This is a genomic window from Bradyrhizobium sp. P2_E8 (assembly GCF_056403875.1).
The window spans coordinates 1-3,153 of record NZ_JBFUES010000875.1 but is presented as its reverse complement, the minus strand read 5'-3'; the positions used below and the strand labels follow the sequence as shown (position 1 = coordinate 3,153).

Annotated in this window: 2 protein-coding genes and 1 tRNA gene; all 3 read left to right on the top strand. The window is 62.0% G+C overall.

What is annotated here, in order from left to right:
- The first annotated feature begins 126 nt into the window (after window positions 1-126).
- Window positions 127-1,425, top strand: coding sequence for a hypothetical protein (locus tag AC1D00_RS33505; protein ID WP_477013615.1), 1,299 nt, complete (start codon window positions 127-129; stop codon window positions 1,423-1,425).
- Window positions 1,426-1,584: 159 nt separating this feature from the next.
- Window positions 1,585-1,659, top strand: a tRNA-Val gene (locus AC1D00_RS33500).
- A gap of 530 nt (window positions 1,660-2,189) precedes the next feature.
- A partial coding sequence (locus AC1D00_RS33495; RefSeq protein WP_477013614.1) for an SIR2 family protein occupies window positions 2,190-3,153 on the top strand: 964 nt, incomplete at its 3' end.

Genomic DNA, 3,153 nt, shown 5'->3' with positions numbered 1-3,153 from the left:
GTTCTAGACTCCCCTCCACCGGTCCAATTCCGGATTCACGTTAACAACAGGGCGGGGCTGGCTTTTTGCCGGCCCGCCATGCATTGTCGTTGGTAAATTTTTCCTTAGCTTTGGGAGTTCTGGCCCATGGTCGAACCGATCATGTACCTGGCGATCGGTTTCCTGCTCGCGATGCTGTGCGGGCTTGCCATCGTGCCGCTGGTGCATAACCGCGCGGTGCGCCTGACCACGCGCCGGCTCGAGGCCGCCACCCCGCTGTCGATGGCCGAGATCCAGGCCGACAAGGACCAGCTCCGCGCCGAATTCGCCATGTCGGCGCGACGGCTCGAGATGAGCGTCGACCAGCTCAAGAACAAGACCACGAGCCAGCTCGCCGAACTCGGCAAGAAGAGCGACGCCATCAACCGCATGAAGATCGAGCTCGGCGAGAAGAACGCCACGATCTTCGCGCTGGAAGCGCGCGAGAAGGCGGTGAAGGAGCAGCTCCGCGCCACCGAAGAGGAATTCAACGCCAAGACCGAAGCCCTGCGCGCCGCCGAGAATGCGCTGACCGACAAGCAGGGCGAGCTCGCGAAGATCAACTCCGAACTGTCCAACCGCTCGATGATGGCGGAGAGCCGCCAGGTCGAGCTGGTCGCGGTGCGCGCGCAGATCGACGAGTTGAAGAACCGCGTCGGCGATGCCGAGAAGGAGTTTGCCGCGACGCAGGCGCGGCTGACGCAGGAGCGTACCGAATCCGAGACCGCCTCGCGCGAGCTTGGGGATGCACGCGGCCGCGTCGAAAATCTGAGCCAGCGCGTCACCGAGCTCGATCGCCAGCTCATCGTGCAGGTGAAAGAGGCCGAGATGCTCTCGGGCCGCGTCGCCGACCTCGAGGGGCGCCTCGCCACGCAAGGCAAGCTGCTCGCCGAGCGCGACTACGAGAACAACCAGCTCCGCCAGGCGAGCGATGGCTCCGAGCGCACCATCAAGGAATTGCGCGTCGAGATCGCCGCATTGAGCGGCGGCAAGTCGTCGGCCGCAATGGAGCAGCTCCGCGCGGAAAAGACCGCGCTGGAGGAGCAGCTCCGCACCGCGCGCGACGAGCGCGCCAAACTCCAACGCGACATCAACGCGATCCAGCAGCAGGCGGAAAGCTCCTGGGCGACCGAGCGCATGGAGAACGCGCTGCTGCGCGAGCGCATCAACGACATCGCCGCCGAGGTCGCAAAGCTGGCGATGCAGCTCGAGGGCCCGAACTCGCCGATCGAGGCCTTGCTTGCGGCCGAGGCCGGCCAGCCGCCGAAGCCGGCGCCGCGCCCGGCCAACGACGCCGCGACCAATGGTGTGGCCGCGGGTACCCTGCCCGAGGGCGGCGGAACGCTCGCCGAGCGCATCCGCGCGCTCCAGGCCCACGCCTCCCGCGCCCGCCAGCAGGGCGCGTAAGCCGGCCAAAACGCGGCCTCGCAGCCGGGTTGCACGATCTAGGGGAAGGTTTTCCAGGCTCGGGGCGCCTGGAAACTTGACACCTCCGGCCCGCACTTCTAAATCGCGGGCTCTGATGCGCCGGCCGGCCGAAAGTCCGGCCGTCGGCATGATGGTCCCGGGCGCATAGCTCAGCGGGAGAGCGTTCCCTTCACACGGGAGAGGTCCAAGGTTCGATCCCTTGTGCGCCCACCATTTCGCTCCTTCAATCAGTATGTTAGCGACCTTGTTCCCTCGAAGTGTGCCCCGAAAAATTTGGGGCACAGCAGGGGCACAACAGCTTTGTGCAAAAAATCGCTTCGCCGGGCTAAACCCTCGCCGGCGCCGATCAAGAGAGCCGCAATGATACGTTGCGGCAATATCCATGGGGCATCGACCTATCATGGATCTCAAAACCCGGCTGGCAAAGGCTGCCGTTCCCACTGAGATTTGAGACCGAGCGCGAAGGCGTGGCGCGCTGGGGCAGCGCTCGTGCTCGCGCTCCTGAAAAGAAAGCCAACAGCACTTTGATGAAGGCGGCGCGAGCTGCCGTGTCGGCTTCTTGCCGTTCAGCTTGCAATGTTCGAAACAATCGCCCAAACGATTACCATAGGTTGGGGTGGAATAATTTGACTCCAGAAATAAAGGCTCGGCTTCTCGCCTCTATGAATGCAGGGCGGCTACTCGTGGTCTGCGGGGCAGGCCTATCGATGGCAGCTCCCAGCAGTCTGCCTTCCGCGCGATCAGTGGCAGAGCAGTGCTTTGATAAGTACCGACTGGAATCAGATCCGAACTGCGATATCGCCTTGCGAGCCGACCTCGAGGCTCTCACGGAACATTTCGCAGGGTTGAATACGCTGCAGTCGGTGTTCATTAAACACTTGGTCCCATGGCGGGCCTTTGTCCGGCCCCCAAACGCGGGCCATGCGGCGATTGCTGATTTCCTCATAACCCGAGCGGCCATTGCCGGAATATCGAGCAACTACGACGCTCTGATCGAGCGTCGGGCATGGGACTATGGGTGCGACTTTCAAGGTTCTCTGGACGGTGACGAAGCGACGATCGATGCAACCCAGCACGGCCCATTGTTGAAATTCCACGGATGCTCTCATCGCGATCGCCTTTCAACGATCTGGGCACGTTCTCAGCTGACCGAGCCAACTATCGCCGCGCGCATCCATAGAAGCAGAACATGGATGGCCGCGAATCTGCGGCAAAAGGATCTCCTGATCGTCGGGTTTTGGTCTGATTGGGAATATCTCAACGCCATCATCAGCTCGGCGTTAGAGAACGTGCAGCCACTCTCGGTAACTGTGGTCGACCTCTCGCCGGCCGACGTCCTTCAGCAGAAGGCCCCTGAACTCTGGCAAATAGCACACGCCGAGAATGTGACATTCGAGCATGTTCAGGAGTCGGGCGCCGATGCGTTAGACGAACTGAGGCGCGCGTTCTCTGCAAATTACCTCCGTCAAGTTCTAGCCGCCGGTCGCGTGATTTTTGAGCAAACAACTGGTATCGTCTGCGATGCGGCTTGGCTGGAGATGGCCAAATTTGACAGCGAGACGTTGTACGGATGGCGAAGAGACGCCGAAGGAGTCTCTAGTGCCGAGCCGGCAACCCAAATACGCCCTGGCAATTCGGAAGCACTTGGATTTTTCCACCTTTTGCTTCGGCGGGCGGGCGCTACACAGAGACAGGATGGCTATGACC

Excerpts from the sequence above, each read along its gene's own strand:
- AC1D00_RS33505 (WP_477013615.1), top strand. The coding sequence starts at position 127 with ATGGTCGAACCGATCATGTACCTGGCGATCGGTTTCCTGCTCGCGATG.